The 26,238-nt window shown below is 62.1% G+C and carries 19 protein-coding genes; 8 read left to right on the top strand and 11 right to left on the bottom strand.

From position 1 onward, the window contains the following. The 8 genes from VFB05_RS14460 to VFB05_RS14425 form a co-directional block, all read left to right on the top strand. On the top strand, positions 1-1,732 hold a 1,732-nt coding region (locus tag VFB05_RS14460), incomplete at its 5' end, for a porin (protein ID WP_325013403.1). 263 nt (positions 1,733-1,995) lie between these two features. Next, a complete protein-coding gene (locus VFB05_RS14455) occupies positions 1,996-2,946 on the top strand; it encodes a metallophosphoesterase family protein (RefSeq protein ID WP_325013402.1) in 951 nt (316 codons plus the stop codon). A gap of 86 nt (positions 2,947-3,032) precedes the next feature. Continuing rightward, entirely contained in the window at positions 3,033-3,359 is a 327-nt protein-coding gene (locus VFB05_RS14450; RefSeq protein WP_414643201.1) for a cupredoxin domain-containing protein, read from the top strand. A gap of 21 nt (positions 3,360-3,380) precedes the next feature. Next, the gene (locus VFB05_RS14445; protein WP_325013400.1) at positions 3,381-4,049 is read left to right on the top strand and encodes a sigma-70 family RNA polymerase sigma factor; all 669 of its coding nucleotides are present in this window, start codon (positions 3,381-3,383) and stop codon (positions 4,047-4,049) included. 2 nt (positions 4,050-4,051) lie between these two features. Then, the gene (locus tag VFB05_RS14440; protein WP_325013399.1) at positions 4,052-4,870 is read left to right on the top strand and encodes an anti-sigma factor; all 819 of its coding nucleotides are present in this window, start codon (positions 4,052-4,054) and stop codon (positions 4,868-4,870) included. Between the two features lie 141 nt (positions 4,871-5,011). Then, complete coding sequence (locus VFB05_RS14435; protein WP_325013398.1) at positions 5,012-6,307, top strand: cytochrome c; 1,296 nt, start codon at positions 5,012-5,014, stop codon at positions 6,305-6,307. Beyond that, positions 6,307-6,798 (top strand): (2Fe-2S)-binding protein, encoded by a 492-nt coding sequence (locus VFB05_RS14430; protein WP_325013397.1) that lies wholly within the window; start codon positions 6,307-6,309, stop codon positions 6,796-6,798. Before VFB05_RS14435 ends, VFB05_RS14430 begins: the two co-directional genes overlap by 1 nt. Beyond that, entirely contained in the window at positions 6,795-9,017 is a 2,223-nt protein-coding gene (locus VFB05_RS14425) for a xanthine dehydrogenase family protein molybdopterin-binding subunit (protein WP_325013396.1), read from the top strand. Before VFB05_RS14430 ends, VFB05_RS14425 begins: the two co-directional genes overlap by 4 nt. Before the next feature lie 134 nt (positions 9,018-9,151). Here VFB05_RS14425 and VFB05_RS14420 read toward each other — a convergent pair whose 3' ends face one another. From VFB05_RS14420 to VFB05_RS14370, 11 genes are all read right to left on the bottom strand, one after another. Continuing rightward, positions 9,152-9,784 (bottom strand): HAD-IA family hydrolase, encoded by a 633-nt coding sequence (locus tag VFB05_RS14420; protein WP_325013395.1) that lies wholly within the window; start codon positions 9,782-9,784, stop codon positions 9,152-9,154. Between the two features lie 143 nt (positions 9,785-9,927). Continuing rightward, positions 9,928-11,424 (bottom strand): HWE histidine kinase domain-containing protein, encoded by a 1,497-nt coding sequence (locus VFB05_RS14415; protein ID WP_325013408.1) that lies wholly within the window; start codon positions 11,422-11,424, stop codon positions 9,928-9,930. Positions 11,425-11,446: 22 nt separating this feature from the next. Next, positions 11,447-17,737 (bottom strand): HAMP domain-containing protein, encoded by a 6,291-nt coding sequence (locus VFB05_RS14410; RefSeq protein WP_349256094.1) that lies wholly within the window; start codon positions 17,735-17,737, stop codon positions 11,447-11,449. A gap of 278 nt (positions 17,738-18,015) precedes the next feature. After that, a complete protein-coding gene (locus VFB05_RS14405) occupies positions 18,016-18,852 on the bottom strand; it encodes an MlaD family protein (RefSeq protein WP_325013394.1) in 837 nt (278 codons plus the stop codon). A gap of 84 nt (positions 18,853-18,936) precedes the next feature. Beyond that, positions 18,937-19,659 carry an ABC transporter ATP-binding protein gene (locus VFB05_RS14400; RefSeq protein WP_325013393.1) on the bottom strand — a complete coding sequence of 241 codons (723 nt, stop codon included), beginning with the start codon at positions 19,657-19,659 and terminating at the stop codon, positions 18,937-18,939. Then, a complete protein-coding gene (locus VFB05_RS14395; protein WP_325013392.1) occupies positions 19,656-20,405 on the bottom strand; it encodes an ABC transporter ATP-binding protein in 750 nt (249 codons plus the stop codon). Before VFB05_RS14395 ends, VFB05_RS14400 begins: the two co-directional genes overlap by 4 nt. An 11-nt stretch (positions 20,406-20,416) precedes the next feature. Beyond that, on the bottom strand, positions 20,417-21,373 hold the full coding sequence (locus VFB05_RS14390; protein WP_325013391.1) for a branched-chain amino acid ABC transporter permease: 957 nt from the start codon (positions 21,371-21,373) through the stop codon (positions 20,417-20,419). After that, the gene (locus VFB05_RS14385; protein ID WP_325013390.1) at positions 21,370-22,239 is read right to left on the bottom strand and encodes a branched-chain amino acid ABC transporter permease; all 870 of its coding nucleotides are present in this window, start codon (positions 22,237-22,239) and stop codon (positions 21,370-21,372) included. The genes VFB05_RS14390 and VFB05_RS14385 overlap by 4 nt, the downstream gene beginning before the upstream one ends. Before the next feature lie 87 nt (positions 22,240-22,326). Next, positions 22,327-23,589 carry an ABC transporter substrate-binding protein gene (locus VFB05_RS14380; RefSeq protein ID WP_325013389.1) on the bottom strand — a complete coding sequence of 421 codons (1,263 nt, stop codon included), beginning with the start codon at positions 23,587-23,589 and terminating at the stop codon, positions 22,327-22,329. Between the two features lie 92 nt (positions 23,590-23,681). Beyond that, entirely contained in the window at positions 23,682-24,935 is a 1,254-nt protein-coding gene (locus VFB05_RS14375) for an ABC transporter substrate-binding protein (RefSeq protein ID WP_325013388.1), read from the bottom strand. 302 nt (positions 24,936-25,237) lie between these two features. Continuing rightward, a complete protein-coding gene (locus VFB05_RS14370; protein ID WP_325013387.1) occupies positions 25,238-26,227 on the bottom strand; it encodes a c-type cytochrome in 990 nt (329 codons plus the stop codon). Between the last annotated feature and the right edge of the window lie 11 nt (positions 26,228-26,238).

Here is a 26,238-nt window from a genome sequence, read left to right as displayed (position 1 = left end):
GGGACCTTACGTGAAAAGGACTTTTATCTCAGCAGCAGCCGTCCTGGCCTTCGCTGCGTCGGCTCACGCCGACGAGCTGGGGGATATCCAGGCTCAGGCCAAGCAACTTCGTGAACAGAACGCGGCGATGACCAAGCGTCTTGCCGATCTCGAGAAGCGGCAGAAGTCGCTTGAGGCTCAGAAGGCCGTGCCGACTATCAGCCCGGTCGACGCGATGGCTGCCGACCTGCCCTACAAGGCAGCGGTCAAGGCTCGCCCGCCGGAGAACGACGACATCTGCATCAAGGGCATTTGCGTCTACGGCAACTTCGACATGGGCATCAACTACCAGCAGCACGGCAGCCCGTTTGCTGGCGCGTTTGCTGCCGGCGCGAACCAGTTCATGGTTGAAAAGGCGTCCTACGGTTCGTTCTTCGGCGTTGCTGCCAACCAGATGAGCACCTCGTTCATCGGTCTGCGCGGCAAGCAGGAGATCGGCGACAATCTGTACGCCGTCTTCAACTTGCAGACCCTGTTCAACCCGGCCTCTGGTGTGAACGCCAACGGCGTCGGTGCGATCGCTCAGAACAACGGCCTCGGCCAGTCGCCGCAGCTCGGCGGCGGGTTTGCCAACTCCTACGGCGATTCGTCGAAGGCCGGCGTGATGTTCAACAACGCGGCCTACTTCGGTGTCAGTTCGCCGACCTACGGTACCTTCACCATGGGCCGTCAGTCGGCGCTGAGCTCGGACCTCGTCGGCAACTATGACGCGCTGTCTGGTTCGAACGCCTGGTCGCTGCTCACCTTCGAAGGTGCATCCGGCGGCGCTGGCGACACCGAAAACCGCATCTACGACAACTCGTATGAGTATCGTTTGAACGTCGGTCCGGTGCGGTTGGCTGCTGAAGCGCAGCTGCGTAACGGCGGCAACAGCGGCACCAACAACGCGTTCGAAGGCAACATCGGCTTCGATTACATGGGTCTGTCGATGGACTTCGTCGGCGGCAAGGTCTACGACGCGGTCTCTATCGGAACGACTCTGAGCAGTGCGCAGTTTGCCACACTGACCACCAACCAGGCGACGGGCCTCGGCAATGCGTTCGGGGGAGCGATCGGTTGCTCGCTCGGCTGTATGTCGGGTACGGTCTCCGACAACACCGTGTTCCAGATCGCCGCTCGTTACACGATCGGTCCCTGGAAACTGTACGGCGGTTACGAGCACGTCCAGTACGAGAATCCGAACAGCCCGCTGGCTCCGAATGCCTTCCTCGCGGGTGGCTATAACCTGGCGTTCGTCAACAACAACAACTACCTCGAGAGCAAGAATCTGAACATCTTCTGGGTTGGTGTGAAGTATGCGATCACCCCGACCCTGGATATCGCTGGTGCTTACTACGGCCAGCGGTTCGGGTTCTTCACTGCTGGCGCTGGTCCGGGCGCACTTGGCAACAACGCGTTTGCCAACGTTCCGGGTGGCCCGACGACTGGCACTGCCGCTCAGCAGGCTGCTTGCGCCGCCAACAGCGCATCGCTCGGCAACTGCGCCGGCGGTCAGGACATGATCAGCGTCGCGATCGACTGGCGCTTCGCCCGTCACGTCGATATGTATGCTGGCGTGGCCTGGAACCAGAAGTTCGGTGGCGCTGCCAACGGCTTCATGCTGTCGACCAACAACGGCACCCTCGCCGGCGCCGCTGTGCATGACCACGTGTCGACCTTCGACCCGGGCATTGGTCTCCGCTACCAGTTCTGAGCTAGAACCCGAAGACCTGGTTCAAGTCCAAGTGATCGAGAGGGAGCGGAATTTCCGCTCCCTCTTTCTTTTTGCCCGTTGATCTGACGCGCGGCCGATCCCGATCGCCTTGATGCAAAATCCCGTAAACCATGATTGTCGTTGCCGGAGGCCACGTGCCGGCCGCGCCAAGGGTCAGGAATAAACGGCGATAGCCCTGAGTCTTTCTCGTACGGCGCAATCCTGCGCCATCTGGAGCCACCGGGCTCCATAGGGAGAATGACATGGCTAAGAAGGGCCCTGACGATCAGGAAAAGGGATTGGGTCGCCGCGAAGTCCTGGAATGTATGGTCTGGGCGGGAACGGGCGTGCTCTGGACCGTCAGCGGCGGTGTTCCTCATTCGATCGGGCTGATCGGTGAAGCGGCCGCTGCCGAACAGACCACCGGCTTTACCTTCCTGCAAATGAGCGACAGCCATATCGGCTTCGACAAGGCCGCGAACCCTGATGCGCTCGCCACGCTGCGTGAGGCGGTCGCGAAGGTGAAGGCGATGCCGGCCAAGCCGTCCTTCATCATCCATACCGGTGATATCACCCATCTTTCCAAGCCGGCAGAGTTCGACAATGCCGACAAGGTATTCGGCGAGACCGGCGTCCAGATGCACTGGGTGCCCGGCGAGCACGACATCATCGACGAGGAACGCGGCAAGGCCTATCTCGAGCGCTACGGCAAGGGCGCCAAGGGCGCCGGCTGGTATTCATATGACGATCACGGGATCCACTTCATCGGTCTGGTCAACGTCGTCGACCTGAAAGGCGGCGGCCTTGGCAATCTCGGCGCCGAGCAACTCGCCTGGCTCGAGGCGGACCTGAAGGACAAGTCAGCCTCCACGCCGATCGTCGTGTTCTCCCACATCCCGCTCTACGTCCTCTACAAGGAGTGGGGCTGGGGCACCGAAGACGGCCAGCGCGCGCTCGATCTGCTCAAGCGGTTCGGCTCCGTCACCGTTCTCAACGGCCACATCCATCAGCTCGCCCAGAAGGTCGAAGGCAACATGACCTTCCATACGGCGCTGTCGACGGCGTTCCCGCAGCCGGCTCCCGGCACGGCGCCTTCGCCGGGGCCGATGGTCGTTCCAGCCGATCAGCTTCGCAGCAAGCTCGGACTGTCCACGGTCACCGTCATGCAAGGCAACAAGCCGCTCGCTTTCGTCGACAAGACGCTGGCCGGCTAACCAATAGGATTTCCATGCGTAGTTCAGTAAGCCGCCTGTGCCTCGCCGTGGCGCGATTCACTCCCGGTCGCGCCACGGCCGTTGCGATGCTCCTGGGTCCCGTCGTCGGCGCGTTGCTGGCGTTCGGAACCGTTTCGGCGCAGGAAGCCAAAGCTGCCAATACGGACGCCAACACGATTACGATCGACAACTTCACCTTCACGCCGCCCGAGTTGACTGTGGCGGTCGGCACAACGGTGAAGTGGGTCAATCACGACGACATCCCGCACAGCGTGGTCGACGGCAACAAGGCTTTCCGCTCCAAGGCGCTCGACACTGACGATGCCTACTCATTCACGTTCGCCAGTGCCGGCACCTTTAGTTACTTCTGCGGGCTGCATCCGCACATGCAAGGAAAGATCGTCGTGAAGTGATGACGTCATGGTGAGCAGGGCATGACAACAACGTTATCGGTACACCGGACGGGTTTCCGGTGTACCGAACCCAAAAGCGACATGCTAAAAGACCGGCTGGAAGGCTCAGTTCACCTGCCGAGCCAGCAGCAAATATCGGTCGCCGTAGTGCAGAACAAGGACGAACGAAGCGCGTTTGACGAAGTCTTCCTGCCGTACTTGCCAGAGGCTTATCGCCTCGCGCAGTGGCTTGCCGGCAATGCATCGGATGCCGACGACATCGTTCAGGAAGCCGCGATAAGGGCGTTTCGGGGCATCAAGAGTTTCGGAGCCGTGAACGCCCGCGCATGGTCCCTGACCATCGTGCGCAACACCGCTCTGACCTGGCTGACAAAGAACAGGCCAAAAACGGTCACGTATATTGAGGATCTCAATGCTGCCGAGCAGCAGGGAATTGAATATGAGGGCCTTCACGGCGCGAAAATAGAAACACCGGAGGAGGCTGCGCTTCTCAAGGCGGATGCCGAGGAGATCCAGAAGGCTCTCGCGCAATTACCGACACAGTTTCGTGAAGTAATCGTTTTGCGGGAAATCAATCAGATGAATTATCGCGATATTGCCGAGGTCACCAACGTTCCGATCGGCACGGTCATGTCCCGACTGTCGCGAGGAAGGCAGCTCCTGATGACGCTTCTCGGGGAGCAGAAATAATTATGATCGCATCCTTACGAGACAACGACGAATTGCTGTTGACCGCTTACTGCGACGGCGAGCTCGACGCGACTGCGGTGAACGAATTCGAGCGTCGGCTTTCGAGCGATGAAGCGCTCAAGGCCCGCTATTCGCGCCTGCTGGCGTTGCGGCAGGCCGTCCGTTCGCTGCCGTTGGCAGAGGTGCCCTCCGATCTACAAGCGCGCATCCAGGCCGGGCTGAATGCCGAGCAGGCGAACGCGGAGCAGGCCGGCACCGCGCGCGCGAACAGAGCCAGCAACGTCACCGTTCTGCGCCGTCGCAGCTGGTCGCTCCAGGCGCTGGCGGCGTCGGCGGTGTTTGGCGCGGTCATCTCCGGATCCGTGCTGAAAACCATCGACCACTTTGGCCAAAGCGACACGATCGCCAACGAGGTGGTCTCCGGTCATATCCGCGGGCTGCTGGCGCCGCAGCCGTTCGATATCGCGTCCTCCGACCGTCACACCGTCAAACCGTGGTTCACCTCGCGGCTGCCGGAATCGCCCCAGGTGCCGGACCTTTCGGCACAGGGCTTCACCCTGCTCGGCGGCCGGGTCGACGTGATCGGCAACCGTCCGGTGGCCACGATCGTCTACAAGCACGCCGCGCATACCGTCAGCCTCACGACACTGCGTCCTGGCCAGTCCGTGCCCGATCAGACAATCGCCGGCTACAATGTTCGAAGCTGGAGCGATGGCAATTTCACCTACGTCGCGGTGGGCGACTTGCCGAGCGCCGATCTGGAGGTTTTTGAACGCGCATTTTCTGCGGCAGCGCCGGCGCCGGAAATCATCAAGCAATAGACGGCAGATCCCGAGATTTCTCGATGTGAAAAGCGTCAAACTCGTCAGGTTTGCTGGCCAAAAGCAAGCCTTGTCGGTGCTTGGACGCGGTTGCCGCTTTTGTGCTAGCAATGCTCCCAAAGCCACAAGAGCTTGGGAATCATGTCAAAGCCAGCAATCGTCGGGGGGATCATCATCGCGGCGCTGACAGGCGGCGCGATCGCAGCCTTCGCGGTCGCCTGGTGGCCTACGATCGAGGCAATCGAGCCTCCCGCGCCGAAATCCTTCGACCCCGCACTTGTCAAAAGAGGCCGCGATCTCGCGGCCATCGGCAATTGCAGCGATTGCCATACGACCCCGGGCGGCCAAGCCTTCGCCGGCGGTCTGCCGGTGCCCACCCCGTTCGGCGCGGTCTATTCCTCGAACATCACGCCCGATCCGGAGACGGGAATTGGCCGCTGGTCGGAGGCGGCCTTTCAACGCGCCATGCGCAGAGGCGTCGATCGCGGCGGACATCATCTTTATCCGACCTTTCCGTACGACCACTTTACCAATGTTACCGATGAGGACGACCGCGCGCTCTATGCTTTCCTGATGACGCGCTCTCCCGTTCGCGCGCCTGATCATCCCAACGACCTTTCCTTCCCGTTCAATCACCGCTTTGTTGTCGCAGGCTGGAAACTGCTTTTCCTCAAGGGCGGGACCTACAAGGCCGACAGTACACAAAGCGTCGAGTGGAATCGCGGCGCCTATCTGGTCGATGGCCTGGCGCATTGCGGCGCCTGCCATACGCCGCGCAACGCGCTCGGTGCAGAGAAGGCAAGCGCCGCGTTTTCCGGCGCCGATGTCGACAACTGGCATGCCTATGCCATCAACGCGCAATCGCATTCGCCGACGCCGTGGACCGCCGAGGCGTTGTTCCACTACCTGCGTTATGGCTGGGATGCCGATCACGGCGTAGCCCGAGGCCCGATGGCTGAGGTGACCGCCAACCTGTCGTCGGTGCCGGAAAGCGACGTTCGCGCGATCGCCTTCTATATGGCAAGCGTGTTCGGCGCCCCGTCGCGTGGCGAAGCCAAACCGCCCTCGGTTCAGCCGGTCGCGGCCGATACGCCTGGCGCGTCGATCTATCAGGCTGCCTGCGCAACTTGTCATGAATCAAATCGGCCGCTGCCCTATAGCGGCATCAACCTTCGCCTCAGCACGGCGCTAAGCGCGCCGGATCCGCGCAACGCCGCCAACGTCATATTGTCGGGCATTCGCCCCGTCAGCGGGGAACAGAGCCCCATCATGCCGGGTTTTGCCAACAGCATGACCGACGAACAGATTGCCGCCTTGCTGACCTATCTCCGCGGGCGCTTCAGCAAGGAGCCGGCCTGGGCCGGCGTCGAGCAGGTCGTCCGCGATGCGAGGCGCAGCGAAACCGTATCTCTCCAGACTTCATCGGGAGACAAGTGATGACGACATTGAAGGTCAACGGTCACGATCACGAGATCGATGCCGACCCCGATACGCCGCTGCTTTACGTGCTGCGCGACGAACTCAAGCTCAATGCCGCCAAGTTCGGCTGCGGTCTCGGCCAGTGCGGCGCGTGCACGGTGATCGTCGACGGCAAGGCCGTGTTGTCCTGTGTCACGCCGCTGCTTCTCTTGAAGGGCAAGGAGGTGACGACGCTGGAGGGTTTGGGCACGGTCGAGAAGCCCGCGCCGATCCAGCGCGCCTTCATGGAAGAACAGGCCGCGCAATGCGGCTACTGCATCGCTGGAATGATGATGCGCGCGCAGGCTTTGCTGCAGCGGAATCCCAAGCCGACCGATGCGCAGATCCGCAGCGAACTACAGACCAATCTCTGCCGCTGCGGCACCCATATGCGCATTCTCCGCGCCGTGCACCGCGCCGCGCATCTGATGGATACCGCCGAACTGACGACGCAGGGAGGCAACCAATGAACGGTCCCGTGACACTCGATCGCCGTCAGGTCCTGGCCGGTGGCGGAGCGTTGATCGTCAGCTTCCAGCTCCCCGTTGCCTTCGCGCAGGAACAAGCCGCATCTACTGCTCCAAAACCTCCAGGCAGCCTCGAAAAAACGCCGTATCTCGATGCGTGGATCCGCATCGATGCCAGTGGCATCACGGCCTTTACCGGCAAGGCTGAGCTCGGCCAGGGATTCAAGACCGCATTTCAGCAGATTGCCGCCGAAGAGCTCGATGTTCCATTCGAGGCTGTCAAGGTCGTCACCGCCGATACCGGCCGCACCGCCAACGAGGGTTACACCGCCGGCAGCCACTCGATGCAGGATAGCGGTACGGCGATCCAGCATGCAGCGGCGCAGGTGCGCGCGCTTCTGGTCGCGGAAGCCGCGCGACGTTTCGATATACCTGCGGAAAGCCTTCAAACCGAAAACGGCAAAGTGGTCGCACCCGATGGCCGTCAGCTTGCCTACGGCGATCTTGCCGCGAGCGACATGTTGCATGTCGAAGCGCAGGCCACGTCGAACCTGAAAGATCCCGCGGCCTACAAGATCATGGGGCAACCGGTGCCCCGCGTCGATATTCCGGCCAAGGTCACTGGCGGTGAGGCTTACGTCCAGGACATGCGATTGGCGGGTATGCTGCATGCGCGCCTCGTTCGTCCACCGAGCTACGGCGCCGAATTGAGGGACTGCGATGCGGCTTCGGTCGAAAAATTGCCGGGCGTGGTCAAGGTCGTTCGCAACGGCAATTTTCTGGCTGTCGTCGCGCAAAAGGAGTTTCAGGCGATCAAGGCGATGCGGGCGTTGTCTCTGGCCGCAAAGTGGACCGAAAAAGCGCGGCTGCCGAACCAGAATGATCTGCCGCGCATGATCACTGGCTTGCCGTCGAAGGATTCCGTCATTTTCCAGCAGGGCGATCCGACCACAGCAGGGCAAAAGACGCTGGAGGTCGCTTATACGCGCCCCTATCAGTCGCACGGTTCGATCGGTCCGTCTTGCGCCGTGGCGCAACTGACCGGCGACACGATGACGGTTTGGACGCACACGCAAGGCGTCTATCCCGATCGCGCCGGTATTGCCGAAATGCTGCGCGTGCCGCCGGCGAAGGTCCATTTGATTCACGTCGAAGGCTCGGGTTGCTACGGCCATAACGGCGCCGACGATGCGGCGGCCGACGCCGCCTTGATCGCGCGTGAATTGCCGGGGACGGCGGTGCGCGTGCAATGGATGCGCGAACAGGAGCACGGTTGGGAGCCCTACGGCCCGGCGATGGTCACCAAACTCAAGGCCTCGCTTGATGCGAGCGGCGCGATCGCGTCATGGAATTTCGAGGTCTGGAGCAACACGCATTCGATGCGCCCTGGCGGCGGCGGCTGCATGCTGGCCGCCCAGTTGATGGCGGATCCTCTTGCCATACCGGCGCCGAAGCCGCTGCCGCTGCCGGAAGGCGGCGGCGACCGCAACGCGATCCCGATCTACAAATTCCCGAACGCGCATATCGTGCATCACTTCATCCCGTCGATGCCGGTCAGGATTTCGGCGATGCGCGCGCTTGGCGCCTACCACAACGTGTTTTCGATCGAAAGCTTCATGAGCGAGCTTGCCGAACTCGCCGGCGCCGATCCGGTCGAATTCCGCCTGAAACACCTTGACGATTCCCGTGCGCGCGAAGTCGTCGAGAAGGCCGCGAAGGAGTTCGGCTGGCAGAAGGGACAAAAGGCGCCCGAGGGACGCGGCTATGGCTTTGCCTTTGCGCGCTACAAGAATCTCGCCGCCTACTGCGCCATCGCAAGCGAGGTGGAAGTCAATCGCGAGACCGGACGTGCGCGCCTGGTGCGCGCGGTGGCGGCCGTCGACAGCGGCCAGGTCGTCAATCCCGACGGGCTGATCAATCAGGTCGAAGGCGCCATCGTTCAGTCGACGAGCTGGACGCTTTATGAAGCCGTCAGCTTCGACGAAACGCGGATCACCAGCATCGACTGGCAAACCTATCCGATCCTGCGCTTCGATGCGGTGCCGGACAGGATCGACGTCCACATCATCAACCGCCCGGGCCTGCCGTTCCTCGGCAGTGGTGAAACCGGGCAGGGGCCGGCCGCGGCATCGGTCGCCAATGCGATTGCCGACGCCACGGGCAAGCGCCTGCGCGATCTGCCGTTGACACGAAAGAAAATCAAGGCCGCGATCGACGCTTAAGCCGTAACTCTCATGGTGAGGAGCCGCAAAGCGGCGTCTCGAACCATGAGCACCCCAGATGGGCCTACATCCTTCGAGACGCGCGCAAACGCGCTCCTCAGGATGAGGGTCATGCTGCTTGTGGCGGCGGAGGTTTACCGCAACGAAAGTCCGGTCGCTGCTTCCAGTTCGGCGAGCGCCTGCCTGGCGCTGACCACCTTGATCGTCGTCATGCCCATCTCGCGCGCCGGTTTCAGGTTGACGCCGAGATCGTCGAGATAGATGCAAGCCGCCGGGTCGACCGAGAGCGCGTCCACCATCATGCGATAGATTTTCGAGTCGGGCTTTCGCAAGCCTATCTTGGCCGATTCGATCACATGATCGAACAGCGCCATTACCTCGGCGATGTAGAGTGTTCGTCCGCCAGCGCTGCCGATCGCATTCGCCGGAAGGTTGTTGGTGATACAGCCGGTCTTGAATTTGGCCCTGATGCGCCGCAGCGCCTCGACCATTTCGGGCCTCAGGTCGCCGGCAAGCAGCGGCAGGATATCCTTGCCCCGGACCTCGGCGCCCAGGGCCAGCGATTCCTGCGCAAACAATCTGTCGAAGGTCTCGATGTCCACCTCGGCGCGTTCGAACTTCGCCCAGGCATTCTCGAGATGGTTGACGGTGTTGGTGCGTCGAATGATATCGGCGGGCAGGCCGCGTTCGGCCTCGAAACGGGCGAATGCCTCAAAGGGCGAGGACGTCAGCACGCCGCCGAAATCCCAGATCACTGCTTCAAACATTGTTTTATCCAGCACCCCCACAAGACAGGGAAGCCGCTAACATGGCGGGCGGCCTCGCGCCAGTCCTCGGGCGATCCCGGGCTGCGGCAAACGCGGAGATTGTCAGAAATGCGCGGAGGTTCTTTTGCTCCGCGCTCGGATATTTACTGGCTGGCGACCTTCTGGATTTCGGCGTCAGCAAAGCCCGCGGGCTGACGATAGCTGGTCTGCCGGGATGCGGCAGGCGGCTTTAGCGGGACCGAGAGCCGGCAGATCAACCCTTCGGGACGCCAGTCGAATTCGGCTTGGCCGCCGAGCTGGGATTCGATCGAGGCAATCACGCTTCGTGTGCCAAAGCCGCGCGATACCGGCTCGACGACCGGCGGGCCTTCGCGCTCTTCCCAAAGGATTTTGAGAATCTCCGCCTCGATTCTCCAATTGATCGCGAGCCGCCCCGTCAGCGTGGAAAGCGCTCCGTATTTGGCCGAGTTCGTGACCAGCTCATGCAGCACCATGGCGAGCGTCTGGGCCGTCGCCGGCTGCAACTGGACGTTCGATCCGCCAAACACGATCTGGTCGTTCACGAGATATGGTGCGAGTTCTTCGTCGACCAGTTTGGTGATCTCGGCGCCCTGCCAGCTCGACAAGGACAGGATGGTGTGGACGCGCGCCAATGCGCCGATGCGGCCTTCAACAGCCTGCATGTAGGACTTGGCGCTTTCGCCGCGTGTCAGGCGCACGATCGACTGCGCCAGCGCCAGCGCATTCTTGGCGCGATGGTCGACCTCGCGGGTGAGCAGGTTTTGCCGCTCTTCGGCTCGCTTGCGTTCCGTGATGTCGACGGTAACGCCGCTGAGGCGGATGACGCGGCCGGTCTTGTCGGTGGTGGCGGCCGCCGTGCCGAACAGCCAGCGAATTTCGCCATCGGGACGAACGATGCGGAATTCGGTCTCGTGGGATTTGGCGCCCTTGTCAAACTGGACGATTGCCTTGCGTAACTGGTGAATATCCTCGGGGTGCAGCAGCGCCCGTATATTCTCCGGCGTCACCGTGAAGCCTTCGGGATCGACGCCGAAAATCCGGAACTGGCCCTCATCCCACATCCAGTCGCCGTTGCCCCAGTCCCAGTCCCACGAACCCATTCGGCCCGCGGCCAGCGCGAGGCTGCGCCGTTGCTCGCTCTCGAGCAGCCGCGCGTTGGAATATTCCAGTTCCCTGGTCCGGGCACGAACGCGGTCTTCAAGCTCGGCGTTGAAACGCTCGAGCTGCCGCGTCTTGCGATAGAGATCGACAAAGACGCGGATCTTCGCGCGCAGCACCTCAGGCACGACCGGCACCGGCACATAATCCACCGCGCCCATTTCGTAGCCGCGCAGCCGATCCAGATCGGAAACCTGGATGGCCGAGATGAAAATCATCGCCGTCTTCTGGAAGCGGGGATGTTCGCGGATCATGGCCGCCAGCTCAAACCCGTCGAGTTCGGGCATGCAGACGTCGACCAGAATCACGGCGACTTCGTTCTTGAGGAGATATTCGAGCGCCTCGCGCCCCGACGTCGCCACGACGAGGTTTTCGCCGAGTTCCTTGAGGATGACCTCATAGGCCAAGAGCTTGGCCGGCTGATCGTCAACCAGAAGAATGTCTACCTGTTCCTGGTCCATCATTCAGCGTCCACGGCTTGAATCAGCGATGCAGCCACATTCGGATCGCGAGCAGCAATTGCTCGGTGTTGACCGGCTTTGCGAGATAGTCGGATGCGCCGGCCTCGAGGCATTTCTCCCGGTCTCCTTTCATCGCCTTTGCTGTCAGGGCGATAATGGGGAGCCTGCGGAATGCCGGGTTCGCCCGGATGACGCCGATGGTCTGATAACCGTCCATCTGCGGCATCATGATGTCCATTAGAACGACGGCGATTTCCGGATTGGAGCCGACCAGCGTCACCGCCTCGCTGCCGGTCGTAGCGGTGAGCACTTTCATGCCACGGCGTTCCAGAACGCTCGACAGTGCAAAGATGTTGCGGGCATCGTCGTCGACCAGGAGCGCCGTGCGGCCCACCAGATCCTCGTCGGAACTGTTGAGCTTTTCGAGCATGCGCTGCTTTTCGATCGGCAGTTCCGTGATCACGCGGTGCAGGAACAGCGAAGTTTCGTCGAGCAGGCGCTCGGGCGATTCGACGCCCTTCACCACGATGCTGCGCGCCATGGTGTGGAGCTCGGCGTCTTCCTCGACCGAAAGCTCGCGGCCAGTGAAGACCACCACCGGAACATCCGACAGGGAGTCGTCCTTTCGGATCGAGTCCAGCACCTCGAAGCCGCTCATGTCGGGCAGGCGGAGATCGAGCACGACGCAGTCGCAGGGACGATCCCGCAGCGTCGTAAGCGCGCTCGCGCCGGTGTCGGCGGTGACGATCTCGATATCATCGTGGCCGAGCAGCTCCTTGATGCTCATCTGTTCGGCCGCGTTGTCCTCGACGATCAACAGCCGTTTGCGCCGGGGTTTGGCGTATTCCTTGATCTGGGAGAGCGCTGCGGCGACGCCTTCGGTGGTCGTCGGCTTGTTGACGAAGGAGAACGCGCCACGCGCGAGCGCGTGCTGGCGGTCTTCGTCGAGCGTAATGATCTGCACCGGAATGTGCCGCGTCAGCGGATTGTGTTTGAGCTGGCTCAGTACCGTCCAGCCGAGCATATCGGGCAGGAAAACGTCGAGCGAGATCGCGGTCGGTTGGTACTGCTTGGCGAGGTCGAGGGCTTCGGAGCCCCTTGCCGCGACCAGGACCTTGAAACCCTTGTCGCGCGCGAGATCGACCAGCACGCGCGCGTAGTGCGGATCGTCCTCGACGATCAAAAGGATCGTTTCGCCGGGCTCGAGGCTCAACCGGTCGTCCGGCAGCGCTTCGGTGACGCGCTCCTGCGTGACGGCCGGCATTGCCGGTGTGAGGCCATGCTGCGCCACTTGCGAGGACGCGATGATGCGCGGCGCGATCGTCGGTCCGGAATATTTCAGCGGTAGATAGAGCGTGAACACGCTGCCTTTGCCAGGCGTGCTTTGCAGGTGGATTTCGCCGCCGAGCAGGCTTGCCAGTTCGCGGCTGATGGCAAGGCCAAGGCCGGTGCCGCCGTATTTCCGGCTGGTGCCGGCATCGGCCTGCTGGAAGGCTTCGAAGATCAGCTTCTGCTTGTCCTGCGGAATGCCGATGCCGGTGTCGGACACTTCAAAGGCGACCACCGCCGGCGAATGATTGAGCACGGGGTGCTCGGCGCTCCAGCCGCCGAGCGCCGCGGAGACGCTCAAGCGAACACCGCCTTCGGCGGTGAACTTGAAAGCGTTGGAGAGCAGGTTCTTCAGGACCTGCTGCAGCCGTTTCGAATCGGTCGAAATGCTGCGACCGAGATGGGGATCGATCGCAACATCGAACGTCAGCTCGCGGTTGTCCGCTTCGTGCCGGAACGGCCGTCCGACGGTCTCCAGCAGGTTGGTGATCAGGATATCTTCGGCTTCGACCGTCACCGTGCCGGATTCGATCTTCGAAAGGTCGAGAATGTCGCTGATCAGGTTCAACAGGTCGGTACCTGCGCCGTGGATGGTGCGCGCGAATTCGACCTGCTTGGGCGTCAGGTTTCCGTCGGGGTTTTCTGTCAGCTGCTGACCCAGGATCAGGATGCTGTTGAGCGGCGTCCGCAGCTCGTGGGACATGTTGGCCAGGAATTCCGACTTGTACTTGGACGTCAGCGAGAGTTCGGTCGCCTTTTCTTCCAGCGCACGGCGGGCCTGTTCGATTTCCTGGTTCTTCGCCTCCACCTCGACGTTGCGCTCGGCGAGCTGCTGTGCCTTCTGCTCGAGTTGGTCGTTGGTCTGCTGCAATTCCTTTTGCTGGGTTTGCAATTCGCCGGCAAGCTGCTGCGACTGCATCAAGAGGCCTTCGGTTTGCATCGTGGCCTCGATGCTGTTCAGCACGATGCCGATCGAGTCAGTGAGCTGCTCGAGGAAGGTCATCTGCGAAGTCGTGAAGGCCGTAACAGAAGCAAGTTCGATGACGGCCTTGACCTGGGTTTCGAACAACACCGGAAGCACCACGAGGTTCTTCGGCGTCACGCGCAGCAGCGCCGAATTGATCGGGATCGTGTCTTCGGGAATGTCGGATACCAGCCGTTGCCGCTTGTCCAGCGCGCATTGCCCGATCAGGCCGTCGCCGATCTGGATCACCTGCTGGTGCGGACTGGCGCCGTCGCTGGCATAGGCCGAAAGCAAGTGCAGTTGCGGGCTGTCTTCGTACTGCACCTGATAGATCACGCCGCGATGCGCATTGACCAGCGGCGTCAGCTCGGTGAGGAGCAGCCGGCCGACTGTCGTCAGGTCGCGCTGGCCTTGCAGCATGTTGGTGAAGCGGGCGAGGTTGGTCTTCAGCCAGTCCTGTTCGGTGTTGAGATCCGTCGTGAGGCGGAGGTTGGTGATCATCGTGTTGATGTTGTCTTTCAACTCCGAGACTTCGCCTCTCGCATCGACCTGGATCGAACGGGTCAGGTCGCCCTTGGTGACCGCGGTCGCCACTTCCGCGATCGCGCGCACCTGCGAGGTCAGGTTGGCCGCGAGCAGATTGACGTTGCCGGTCAGGTCCTTCCACGTGCCGGCCGCGCCGGGCACGTTGGCCTGACCGCCGAGACGGCCTTCCACGCCGACTTCGCGCGCCACGCTGGTCACCTGATCGGCAAAGGTCGCGAGCGTCTCGGTCATGTTGTTGATGGTATCGGCGAGCGCCGCGACCTCGCCCTTCGATTTCATCGTCAGGTTCTGCTTCAGGTCGCCGTTGGCGACCGCGGTCACCACCTTGACGATGCCGCGCACCTGCTCGGTCAGGTTGGCGGCCATGAAGTTCACGGTGTCGGTGAGGTCCTTCCACGTGCCGGCGACGCCGGGCACCTGCGCCTGTCCGCCGAGCTTGCCTTCGGTGCCGACTTCGCGGGCGACGCGCGTCACTTCGCCGGCGAACGCGTTGAGCTGATCCACCATGGTATTGATGGTGTTCTTGAGCTCGAGAATTTCGCCCTTCACGTCCACGGTGATCTTGCGCGACAAGTCGCCGCGGGCGACGGCGGTCGTCACTTCGGCAATGTTGCGGACCTGCGTGGTGAGGTTCGCGGCGAGCAGGTTGACGTTGTCGGTCAGATCCTTCCAGGTGCCGCCGACGCCGGGCACCACGGCCTGACCGCCCAACCGGCCTTCGGTGCCGACTTCGCGCGCGACGCGCGTCACTTCGGCGGCGAAGGAGCGAAGCTGCTCCACCATCGTGTTCAAGGTTTCCTTGAGCAGCAGAATTTCGCCGCGCACGTCCACCGTGATCTTCTTTGACAGGTCGCCGCCGGCGATCGCGGTTGCGACCTCGGCGATGTTGCGCACCTGTGCGGTCAGGTTCGACGCCATGAAGTTGACGTTGTCGGTGAGGTCTTTCCAGGTGCCGGCCACTTCCGGCACTTCGGCCTGGCCGCCGAGCTTGCCTTCGGTGCCGACTTCGCGCGCCACGCGCGTCACTTCAGAGGCGAAAGCGTTGAGCTGGTCCACCATCGTGTTGATGGTGTTCTTCAGTTCGAGAATTTCGCCCTTCACGTCCACCGTGATCTTGCGCGACAAGTCGCCGCGCGCCACGGCTGTCGTGACTTCGGCGATGTTGCGGACCTGCGCCGTCAGGTTGCCCGCCATCGAGTTGACGCTGTCGGTCAGGTCTTTCCACGTGCCGGCGACGCCCGGCACGTTGGCCTGGCCGCCGAGGCGGCCTTCGGTGCCGACCTCGCGCGCCACGCGCGTCACCTCACCGGCAAAGCGGTTGAGCTGGTCGACCATGGTATTCAGCGTTTCCTTGAGCTGCAGGATTTCGCCGCGCACGTCGACCGTGATCTTGCGCGACAAGTCGCCGCCGGCGATTGCGGTCGCGACTTCGGCGATGTTGCGGACTTGCGCGGTCAGGTTGCCGGCCATGGAGTTGACCGAGTCGGTCAAGTCCTTCCATGTGCCGGCGACACCCGTCACTTGCGCCTGACCGCCGAGCTTGCCGTCGGTGCCGACTTCGCGCGCCACGCGCGTCACTTCGCCGGCGAAGGCGTTGAGCTGGTCGACCATGGTGTTGAGCGTTTCCTTCAGCTGAAGGATTTCGCCCGACACGTTCACGGTGATCTTCTTCGACAGGTCGCCCTTCGCCACCGCAGTTGCGACTTCGGCGATGTTGCGCACCTGGCCGGTCAGGTTGGAGGCCATCGAGTTGACGGAGTCGGTGAGGTCCTTCCAGGTGCCGGCGACGCCGCGCACATTGGCCTGACCGCCGAGCTTGCCTTCGGTGCCGACCTCGCGCGCCACGCGCGTCACTTCGCCGGCGAAGGCATTGAGCTGGTCAACCATGGTGTTGATGGTGTCCTTGAGCTCAAGAATTTCGCCGCGGACGTCGACCGTGATCTTCTTCGACAAGTCGCCGTTCGCCACAGCGGTGGTCACGTCGGCGATGTTGCGGACCTGAGCGGTCAGGTTGCCCGCCATGGAGTTGACGCTTTCGGTGAGGTCCTTCCATGTGCCGGCGACGCCGAGCACGTTGGCCTGACCGCCAAGCCGGCCTTCGGTGCCGACCTCGCGCGCCACACGCGTCACTTCGCCGGCGAAGGCGTTGAGCTGGTCGACCATGGTGTTGAGCGTTTCCTTGAGCTGAAGGATTTCGCCTGACACGTTCACGGTGATCTTCTTGGAGAGGTCGCCGCCGGCGATCGCGGTGGCGACGTCGGCGATGTTACGAACCTGAGCGGTCAGGTTCGAGGCCATGAAGTTGACGTTGTCGGTGAGGTCCTTCCATGTGCCGGCGACGCCCGGCACCTGGGCCTGACCGCCGAGCTTGCCTTCGGTGCCGACCTCGCGCGCGACGCGCGTCACTTCCGACGCGAACGAGTTGAGCTGGTCCACCATGGTGTTGATGGTGTCTTTCAGCTCGAGAATTTCGCCGCGCACGTCCACCGTGATCTTGCGCGACAGGTCGCCGCGCGCCACCGCCGTGGTGACGTTGGCGATGTTACGAACTTGCGCAGTCAGGTTGCCGCACATCGCGTTCACGGAGTCGGTGAGGTCCTTCCAGGTGCCAGCGACGCCCGGCACGATGGCCTGGCCGCCGAGCTTGCCGTCGGTGCCGACTTCGCGAGCGACGCGCGTCACTTCCGAAGCGAAGGAGCGCAGCTGGTCCACCATCGTGTTGATGGCTTCCTTCAGCTGCAGGATTTCGCCGCGCACGTCGACGGTGATCTTCTTGGACAAGTCGCCGTTGGCGACCGCGATCGTGACCTCGGCGATGTTGCGGACCTGGCCCGTCAGGTTGTTGGCCATCGAGTTGACGCTCTCGGTCAGGTCTTTCCACACACCGGTCACTTCCGGCACCTGCGCCTGGCCGCCAAGCTTGCCTTCGGTGCCGACTTCGCGCGCCACGCGCGTCACTTCGGAGGTGAACACGGAAAGCTGTTTGATCATCGTGTTGACGAGCGTCGCCGACTGCAGGAATTCGCCGCCGAGGGGGCGGCCATCGACGTCGAGCTTCACCGTTTGCAGGAGGTCGCCTTGCGCCACGGCGGCGACCGCGCGTGTCACTTCGCGGGTTGGCCACAGCAAGTCATCGATCAACGTGTTGACCGAACCTTCCATGTCGGCCCACGAGCCGCTGGCAAGACCGAACTTGACGCGCTGGCGGGTCTTGCCTTCGCGCCCCACCACCTGGCCGACGCGCTCGAGTTGTTGCGCCATTCGCTGATTGGCGGCGACGATCTCGTTGAAGGTGTCCGCGATCTTGCCGTCGATGCCGAGATGATCGCCGGTCATGCGCACTGAAAAGTCGCCGCTGCGCATTGCCTGCAGGGCCTGCAGCAATTCCTGCGACGGATCAGGTTTTCCATTGGTGTAGGGCTTGATTTTGGTACGACGACGCGAAGACGGACCGACCGAACCGAGTTCACCCATAAATTTCCCCTCGAAGAAGCCGATAACGCGCCGCCAAACCTGCGCGCTTACGAGTCGGTTTTGACACGATCAAATCGTGCAGACAGCCGCAAAGCAAGTGGAATACATTAGATATTACAATACGATAGATCGAAAGATTTGAGCCGAGTGAAACAATTCGGCAAGGCAATATTCGTTCCCGTTAAATTCAAAAATTTTTTCGCTACGGTTCAGGTTGGGTACCCATCGTTCCGCAATCGGAACTTTTCCCAAGTCGCCGGGGCCGCCGGCGTGACGAGCTAGCGCTGCGGGGCTTGCCGGCGCGGCGGCCGCGCGGGAGCTACGGCCTGCGGATTGAACTTTGCCGTGATCTTGTTGGCGCCCTCGCTGACATCGACAAGCGTTTGGCGCGCTTCTTCCATCACAACAGACGACTTCTTGTCAAACGTTTGCGCAAATTCGCGGATCGCCTGCATCTTCTCGAACAACTCGTCGGCTTTTCCATCGGTAAAACCGGGCAAGAGATTGTCGATGCGCGCGATGGCGCCGTCGAAGCCTGCGAAGGCCGCATTAGCCTTGGCTAGCGCCTGGTCGATGGCATCGCCGCTGCCGGCGAGCGAAGCAGTGTAGGTCTCGAAACTCAGTAGCCCATCCTTGATGGTCGTCCGGTTGTCGACAAGGATGCGGTCGACGTTGTGCAGGGTATCGCGCATGGAATGAAGTTCGCTTAAGTCCGCGACCAGCGTCGGTATGCCGTCTTTGCCGGACGGTGCCGGCGGATCGGGAGACTCGCCGCCGATCAGCGATATGGCGGCAATGCCGGTAAGCCCCTGAAACTCGAGGCCCGCGACCGTGTCCTTGCGGATCGGCGCGCTCCTGTCGACCCGGACTTCGGCAACAACCTTGCGTGGGGTGTCGAGCCGGAGCGAAAGCACTTCGCCGACCTGAACGCCGTCAAAATTGACGCTGCCGCCCCGGCGCAGGCCGCTGGCCGAACCGCCCTCGAACACGATGCGCATCCGCGTTTCCTGTGAGACGGCGCGGTATTTGCGCACGCCCAGAATGCCGAAAAAGGCCACCGCGAGGATCGCGAGCGTCGCCGTCCCGATCACGAGGTTAGTGGCGCGTATCTTCATCAAGGAACCGGATTGGATAGCTGAATGACCCAGCGTTCCGGTCAATTGTACGGGCAAAGCGGGTCAGGCGAAAGGCCGATACACCTATGCAAGTGTCCATTCTTCGGCGCTGGCTCCGGCCAGCGAGCGGACGCGCGCATCATCGGCGGCGAGTTCGCGCGCCGTCCCCGAATAGACAACGATGCCGTCGTCGAGCACATAGGCGTCGTCGGCAATTTCAAGGCTCATTCGCGCGTTCTGTTCGACCAGCAGCACCGAAATGCCCTCGGCCTTCATCTGCTGGACGATGCGAAACACCTCGCGCACGATCAGCGGCGCCAGCCCCTGCGAGGGCTCGTCGAGAATCAGCAGTTTCGGATTGAGCAAGAGCGCGCGCGCGATCGACAGCATTTCCTGTTCGCCGCCGGATAGCTGGCGGCCGCGGTTGAGCTTGCGCTCCTCGAGTCGGGGAAAAAGCTGATAGATGCGCGCAATGGTCCAGGGACCGGCGCGCTCCAAAGGCACCTTGAGGTTTTCCTCGACGCTCAGATTGGCGAAGATGCGCCGGCCTTCCGGCACATAGCCCACGCCGAGCTCCGCGATGCGGAATGTCGGCCAGCGCGTGGTCTCCTGCCCGAACACCGTGACCTTGCCTTCGCGCGGCGCCGTTAGCCCCATCAGGCTCCGCAGCGTCGTGGTCTTGCCGGCACCGTTGCGCCCGAGGAGCGCGGTGATCTTGCCCTCCGCAACCGAGAGGCTGACCCCGTGGAGGATGTGGCTTTTGCCGTAGTAGGTGTGGAGGCCTTCGGCCGTGAGAGCGGCGGTCATGCGGCGGTTCCGAGATAGGCGGCCTGAACAGTTTCGTTGGCGGCGATTTCCTGCGGCGTGCCCTGCGCCAGCATCCGGCCCTGGTCCAGCACGCAAATGCGGTCGGCAAGATGGAAGACCACGCGCATGTCGTGTTCGATCAACACGATGGTGTAGTTGCTGTCGCGGTGCAGTCTCCGGATCAACTGGGTGATCTGGTAGGTTTCCTGATCGCCCATGCCGGCGGTGGGTTCGTCGAGCAGAAGCAGATGCGGATTCAAGGCCAGCGCCATCGCGATTTCGGCGGCGCGCTGGTCGCCGTGGGAGAGTTCGCCGACCAGGCGGTCGGACCGCGCTTCCAGCGACACCAGCTTGAGCGTCTCTTCCACACGCGTGTGAAGTTTCAGGCTCTCCGCGCGGCTGATCCAGGGGCGCAAGCGATAGCCGCCTGCGACTTCCGCGGCAGTACGGACGTTTTCGAAAACGGTCAGTTCGGGGAAGATTTCGGTGATCTGAAACGTTCTCGCCATCCCCCGTACCACGCGTTCATGGGTGGAAAGCCGCGTGATATCGTTGCCGTCGAAAATGATGCTGCCGGACGTCGGCGGAAAGAATCCGCTGATCAGGTTGAAGAAGGTGGTCTTGCCGGCGCCGTTGGGGCCGATGATGGCGCACAGCTCGCCCTTGGCAACTTTGAGCGAAACGCCGCGCACCGCGACCAGATTGCCGAAACGCTTGGTGACGTCGTTGATTTCGAGGACGTTCATGCCTTGGACGCTCATACCTTGCCCCGCTGAAGAAAGCCCAGGAGCCCGCGTGGGAAAAACAGCACCACGAGAATGAAGAGCAGGCCGAGGAAAGACATCCAGTTGACGGTGACGCTCGACAGATAATCCTGCACCACGACGAAGACCGCCGCGCCGAGCAGTGGTCCCCAGAAGTTACGCATTCCGCCCATCACCGCCATCATGACGAAATCGCCAGACTGGCTGTAATGCAGGCCACGGGGATCGGCGAAATTGTTGACGAGCGCGTAGAGGGCGCCGGCAAATCCCATGAAGAAGCAGGACAGCGTAAAGGCGATCCAGATGTGCCGCTCAACCGGAATGCCGAGGAAACGGGCGCGGCGCTCATTCTCGCGGATTGCGATCATGGTGCGGCCGAACGGCGAACGCAGGATGAAACCCATGGCGCCGACCGCGAGCGCAAAGCAAAACAGCACGAAGTAGTAAAAGGCGTTGGCGTTCGACAAGATATCGAGCTTCAGCAGTCCGAAATCGATCGGCTGGCGCGAGAAGCCGCGCAATCCGTCGTCGCCGCCGGTGAGCGAGCTCCACTGAAAGGCGATGTAGTAGAACACCTGGCCAAAGGCGATCGTCACCATCGCGAAATAGACGCCGCGCCGCCGTACGATCAATGTGCCGAGAATGGCACCGCAAACCCCGCCCAGCAGCATGCCAAGGACAAGCGCGAGCGGCGTAGAGGATGTGAGGAATTTCAGCGCGAGGCCGGTGCCGTAGGCGCCTAGACCAAACCAGGCGGCGTGGCCGAAGGAGAGAACGCCGGTGAAGCCCAGAAGAAAATTCACCGACATGGCCGCGAGGCCCAGCACGAGCACGCGAGTGGCGAGCGCGGTATAGCCGCCGAGCGGCGCCATCCAATAGGGGGCAAGGATCAGCGCTGCCCAGATCGCGGCGAGGACGATCAGCTTGCGGGTCTGTTGTTGGGCGGTCAAGTCATCATTCCTTCTTCGCCGAACAACCCGCGCGGACGCAGCAGCAGCACCACCGCCATCAGCACGTAGATGACCGCCTCGCTGGCGGCCGGATAAAAGACGGCCGTCAGTCCTGAAGCGACGCCGATCAGGAGGCCACCGGCCAGTGTTCCGGGGAGGCTGCCGATGCCGCCGACGATGATCGCGATGAAGCTCGGCATCAGGAGCCCGGTGCCCATGGTGGGTTCAAGCCCCAATTGCCCGGCGGCAAGCACGCCGCTCAGGCCTGCGAGGAAGATGCCAACTGCGAAATTAAGCGAACGCAGCATCTGCACGTTGATGCCAAGTGCGGCGACGGTTTCGAGATCCAGCGTGCCTGCGCGAATGCGAACGCCGAGCCGTGTGTAGCGGAGCAACACGAACAGCAGCGCCACCGCGACCATCACCATGCCCACCATGAACAGGCGGTAGCCGGTGATGAAGAAGAAGTCGTTGCTCAGCGGCTGCGACAGAAAGGGCGGAATGGTGACCGGCTTGCCTTGCGGCCCCCAGATGAAGCGCGTGCCGTCCTCGATCATGAAAGCAAGGCCGAAGGTCAAGAGCAGGCTGTAGAGCGGATCACGCCCGTAAAGCGGACGGATCAACACGCGCTCGATGATCAGCCCGACGATTGCGGTTAGAGGCGGCGCCACCACGAGCGCGCCCCAAAAGCCGATATAGGGCGTGATCGTATAGGCAATGTAGCCGCCGATGACGAGAAAACCGCCATGAGCAAAATTGATGACGTTGCTGAGATTGAGGATGAGCGAAAGGCCGAGCGCCATCAGCACGTAAAACGCGCCGATGATGAGCCCGTTGGTGATGTTGAAGAGAAGCAGTTGCGTCATAATTCACCAGGAAGGAAATCTCTTTACGTGGTTGATCCGGGAGATGCTGCTCCCGGATCATGTCAGAGGTCGGCCTTTCGTCCAATATCAAGTCGGCCACTGCACCGTGCAGCCGGTGTCGCTGACGGCCGGCGCAGTCTTGTCGCCGGGGACCACCTCGTCGACGCGATAGAGATCTTCCGGATCGTCTTTGCCTTTTGACTGCGCCTCGCCGACGAAGGCCGATGTCATCAGTTGATGGTCGCCCTTGCGGTAATACACCTTGTTCGGTTGCAGCTTGACGTCGTCAGGCAGCTCGAAGTCCTCAAGCGCGCCTGCTAGCTTGATCGCGTCGAGCGTCTTCTCCTTGTTCGCGACCAGGGCAAAGCTCATGGCTGACACGTAACCGAACCAATGCCGCGCGGTCGGCACGTGGCCGCTATTCACCTTGCGGATATCGGCGACGAATTTGTCCACGCCGGGAACGCCAGGCTGCTTCCAGTACCATTCGAACATCCACACGCCGATGCGCGCTTCCGGCGGAAGGCCGGCAAGCGACTCCAGCTCCTGCTGGGTGCCGGCGACGTGGATTTGCTTGTCGAGGCCGAACTGCACGATCTGCTTGAGGCAGTTGATCATGTCGGAACCCTGCACCAAGAGGAGCAGCACGTCCGGATTTGCGGCACGGGCCTTGATCAGATAGGCGGAAAAATCGGTGGTGCCGAGCGGGGTCAGTTCATTGCCGGTGACGGTGCCGCCGAGCTTCTTGAGATCGGCGGTACAGGCGTCAAACAGCGTGTGGCCAAACGCATAGTCCGGCGTGATGAAGTGCCATTTCTTGCCGTACTTCTTGAACAGCACGTCGGAAACCGAATTGGCCTCCATTCGCGTCGTGTTGCAGACGCGGAACACGTTCCATTTGCAATCCTTTCCGGTGATCGAATCGGTATGACCGCCAGAGACAATGTGCAGGACCTTCTTTTCGTTGGTGACCTGGGCGATCGCGGCAGCGATGCCCGAATTGACGTCGCCAATCATGAAGCTGACCTGATCGCGTTCGATCAGCTTGCGGCACTTTTGCACGCCGGTGCCGACATCGTTGGCGGAATCCTCGACAAGCAGTTCGACCTGACGGCCCAGTATGCCGCCCTTTGCGTTGATCTGCTCGACCGCAAGCTTCGCGCCCATCACCTCATTGCCGGCAGGCGCGGCATAGACGCCCGTCAGAGGATCCACCATCCCGATGCGGATCGGCGTTTCACCGCGGGCCTGAATGATAAAGGGTGAGGTGACCTGTAAGGCGCCCAAGGCGGCCGCGCCCTTCATCAGGGTGCGCCGGTCAAATCTGTGGCTGAAAGTCTGCGAACTCATAAAGGCTTCTCCCGATTATTGCTGTTTTTGTGTTTTCGCGGCTGACACCTCGATGGTCTCAGCCGCGATCGTTGCGCTTTTAAAAGTTGATCTCAGGCCGGCCACTGCATCTTGCAGCCGGTGGCTTCAACGGGGCCCGCCGCTTTCTCGCCGGGTACGGGGTTTTTCACGGTGAACATGTTGTCGGGGTCGCCCTTTGGCGGGTGGGCTTCGCCGACAAAGACGGTGCTCATGAGTTCGTGGTCGCCGTCGCGGAACGCCGGCGCGCCGGGCTGAAGCGCGATTTCCGGCGGAAGCTTGAATCCCGAGAGCGCCCTGGAGAGCTTTAAGGAATCCAGCGTCTTTTCCTGGTTGGCGATGGCGGCGAGCGTCTGCACCGAGGCATAGCCGAACCAGTTGCGCGCCGTCGCCGAAGCGCCGGTGATCTTTTTCATCGACGCGTTGAACTCCGCGACATGCGGCACGCCCGGCTGGTCCCACCACCATTCCATGGTCCACCATCCGACGCGCGCGCCGTCCGGCACGGCGCGGATGCTCTCCAGTTCGAACAAGGTACCGCCGACCGCCATCTGCTTGTCGAGGCCGAACTGGACGAATTGCTTGAGGCTCGAGACCTGGTCGCCGCCGCCCATGACGTTGATCAAGACCTGTGGCGCGTAGGCCTTGGCCTGGATCAGATAGGCCGAATAATCGGGCGTGCCGAGCGGCACGAGTGATGCGGCCGATGTGCCACCTGCCGCCTTCAACAGTTTTTCAAAGCCGGCCTGCACGGAGTGCCCGTAAGCGTAGTCCGGCGTCAGGAAATACCAGCGCTTGCCAAACTTTTCGATCAGGGTGGAAGCAATCGCGTTGGCGTCCATGGCGGTGGAATTGCAGACGCGAAATACGTTCCAGGAGCAGTTGGTCCCAGTGATCGGATCGGTGTGGCCACCGGATACGATGTGCAGGATCTTCTTCTCGCTGGTGACTTGCGCCATCGCGATCGCGATGCCGGAATTCACGTCACCGATAATGAAGCTGACCTGGTCGCGCTCGATCAGCTTTCGTGTTTTCTGGACGCCGGTGCCGACGTCATTGGCCGAATCCTCGACGAGGAGTTCGACCGGCCGGCCCATGATGCCGCCCTTCTTGTTGAGTTCTTCGGTGGCGAATTTTGCGCCGACCAGTTCGCCTTGCGCGATCGCGGCATAAACGCCGGTGAGCGGATCGACCAATCCGATCCGTACTGGCGTTTCGCCTCGCGCTGTGATGATGAAAGGTGATGTAAATTGCGCAGCGGCAAGCGCCGCGCCTGTCCGCAGAATAGTCCGCCGGTCGACCGGCCAGGATCGTCGCGCTGTACCCATGCTATCCTCCCCGACAACGTTTAATGCCTTGAAGTCAGGCATTCTTCGATGCCTTTGGAACGGGAGCGTAACTTTCTGCTGCGACCTTGCCAACGACCAAGGCCGGCAAAAATCCTGCAACCTTCGGCGTAGGGCTGGGCGCGAGCCGCCCGACGGAACGGGGTTAACAGCCAAATCGTTGTTTAGATGACGATTTCCCGGGGCCAATCGGCTGGCCCGGCGTTCCCGGAAAGCCCTTCGATCGAAGGCTTTCCAGCAGCCATGTCAGCGATCATGTCATCGAGCGGTGCGGCGAAATGGCGCTAAGGCGAGAGCGACGCAACGTAGGCGGCGAGCGAAATCATATCGTCATGCGAGAGCTTTTCGACCACGGGCGCCATCAGCGCGCCGGCGCTTCCTGCGCGCGCACGCTGCTGGAAATCATAGAGCTGGCGGACCAGATAGCTCGGCGATCGCCCGGCAATTCCGGGAATCGAGGCGACGCCCTTCAGGTCCGGACCGTGGCAGATGCCGCATGGTGTGGTGGTGCCGGCACCACCGGTTTTGACCAGGGCCTCGCCCTTGGCGATGCTGCCTTTCGGCACATAGGCGATGAACTGCGAGCGCGTATCGCGGTGCTCGAACTGCACGGCATCGACCGGCGTCTCGACGATGCGCTGTCCGATCGGCTCAGTGCCGCCGTCCTTCACCAGCATGTAGAACACGCGCGCGATTTGCGCCACCGGGACCGTGTCGGCCTCGACCACCTTGATATTCGCCTTCGGCTTGAGCGAGGAAAAATAAGCCGCGGCGGCCTTGATCTCATCCTCGTTGCTGGCCTTGGCGATCGCCGTCATCGTGACGCTCGGGCTGCGCTGGGGACCTGCGAATTTCCGCGCTCCGCTTTTGTAATCCTCGATCTGCTGGACGATGTAGGCCGCGGGCAGGCCGGCGAGGCTCGCGTTTTCCGGCCCGCCGGTGCCTTCCGCGCGATGACACGACCCGCAGGCGCGCACGTCAGGCGTGCGGCCATGCGCCACCACGTCTGGCATCGGCGGATGATCCTCGGGATGCCAATCGGGCACGAAAAACAAGTTACGCTCTTGCGCAATCGTGAAGCTCTGGTTGCTGTCGGGAACGTGCTGCGGAAGGTCGTCGGCGGGTGCGACCTTGAAATCCGGCGCCCACGGATACGCCCATGCCGGGAACGAGGCTGCGGATGTCGAAGCAGGAGCGGGCGATTGCGTCTGCGCGGTCGAAACGCCGCTGGCGGCCATGCCGATCATGGCGATCGCGGCTAATGCAACTCGCATTGGTTCCCCCC

The sequence above is a fragment of the Bradyrhizobium sp. genome (assembly GCF_035652035.1).
Taxonomy (GTDB): Bacteria; Pseudomonadota; Alphaproteobacteria; order Rhizobiales; family Xanthobacteraceae; genus Bradyrhizobium.
Note: the sequence above shows the minus strand (reverse complement) of the source record. Positions and strands in the feature narration are given on the sequence as shown.